Genomic DNA, 1,531 nt, shown 5'->3' with positions numbered 1-1,531 from the left:
TTGCTCGCGCTCATACATGTTTTCGGCGCATTTGCCGATTACGACGGTGGCGGGGGTGCTCGGCGGGATGGAAGTGATCGAGCGGGAGCCGGAACGGATCGTCCGCCTGCACGAGAACACCGTCTACCTGGAGGCTGGACTGAGCGCGCTCGGTTTCAAAACCTTCCGCGAGGCCTCGATCATTCCGGTTCGAATTCCTGCGGACGTGAATATTCGCGAAGTTTGCAAGCAGTTCGACGATGCAGGCATCTTTCTGAATTCGATCGAATATCCTGCGGTCAAGAAAGACGGTCAGCGTCTGCGGCTCAGCGTCATGTCGACCCACACCAGAGAAGACCTCGATATGGCGATTGCTGCGTTCGGGCGGATAGGCCGGAGCACTGGGATTATTCCTGGCGTCACGGTTTGACTCTACCCTTCGCCAGCTCGCGAGGCCTTGCCGGTCAGGGCGGTGCGCGCGATTACCGGCTCGCCCGATGCCAGCGGCGTCAAGGCATGATCACGGTTGCGCGCGTGTAGAGCTTCACGTCTCTTTTTCTATCCAGATTATTGATACGAATTCCTTATGTCTTCGTCATTCAGGATGCTGCTGTTCTATGACGGATCTGCCGAAGCGAAATCCGCCCTGTTTCGCTGCGCGGAACTTTCGGTCGCGCTTGCCGCACTTGTCGACGTTGTCACTGTGGTCGATTTTTTAGACGCAAACGCCATTTGTGCGGGCATGCTGACCGATGTCGCGGCAACGCAGATGGAAGAGCAAGCCCGAAGCGGGTTGAAAGACGCAATCGACGAGTTAGGCTTGAATGGTGTAGCCGCGCGCGGTCACGTTGCGTTCGGCCGCGTTGCAGACGCAATCTCGCAGATGACCGAACTACTGAAATCCGACGTGATGGTAGTCGGCCATCGCACAAGAACCCGGTTTGCACGCTGGTACAGCGATCGCCCTCTTCACGTCGACCTGGTGGAGAGGGTGAAAGGCACGATGATCGTCACCGTCACGCCAACTTGATCTCCAAACGATCGACTAGTACGCACTATTCGCTTATCTTCAATTTGCCTGTGAGGAATGCGATGGGAATCTCAACGGAACGGTTTGAAGAATACGTGTCGCTGATTGCACAGACGCTTGGGCACGCCGATCGTGTCGAACCGACTTCGATGCCGGACAGTATGATGCGGGCGCACCGAAAATCCTTGAAGCCCATCATCGGCCTGGTGATGCGTTTGATCGCCCGGTGATCCTGCTCCACGATGTTATTCAGATACTTGACCTGACGGACCTTGATCGGCGTTTCCCTTTCAGCATTGATACTCTGGATGGCGGCCAGATTGGCGCCGCTTTTGTCCATGGTGACCGTCTAGGGCACGCCGTTCTGGCCGATGGCTTTCTCGAAGTAGCGACGCGCCGCGGCCTTGTCACGGCGAGCTCTCACCAGGAAATCGACGGTGTTGCCCGCCTTGTCAACAGCGCGGTACAGGTATTTCCATTCGCCACTGACCTTGATATAGGTTTCGTCCATCCGCCAGCTCT

2 protein-coding genes and 1 pseudogene are annotated in these 1,531 nt (G+C 56.8%); 2 read left to right on the top strand and 1 reads right to left on the bottom strand.

The features are described 5' to 3' along the window. The first annotated feature begins 16 nt into the window (after window positions 1-16). Together P0D89_RS52860 and P0D89_RS52855 are read left to right on the top strand one after the other, a co-directional pair. Window positions 17-409 (top strand): aminotransferase class I/II-fold pyridoxal phosphate-dependent enzyme, encoded by a 393-nt coding sequence (locus tag P0D89_RS52860; RefSeq protein WP_408371135.1) that lies wholly within the window; start codon window positions 17-19, stop codon window positions 407-409. Between the two features lie 174 nt (window positions 410-583). Further along, a complete protein-coding gene (locus tag P0D89_RS52855; protein ID WP_408371137.1) occupies window positions 584-1,009 on the top strand; it encodes a universal stress protein in 426 nt (141 codons plus the stop codon). Between the two features lie 25 nt (window positions 1,010-1,034). Here the strand turns inward: P0D89_RS52855 and P0D89_RS52850 are convergent. Beyond that, window positions 1,035-1,531, bottom strand: a pseudogene (locus tag P0D89_RS52850) (IS6 family transposase); the annotation flags it as partial.

This window comes from Paraburkholderia sp. RL18-085-BIA-A (assembly GCF_046027075.1).
Lineage (GTDB): Bacteria > Pseudomonadota > Gammaproteobacteria > Burkholderiales > Burkholderiaceae > Paraburkholderia.
This window is presented reverse-complemented; position numbering and strand designations above follow the sequence as displayed.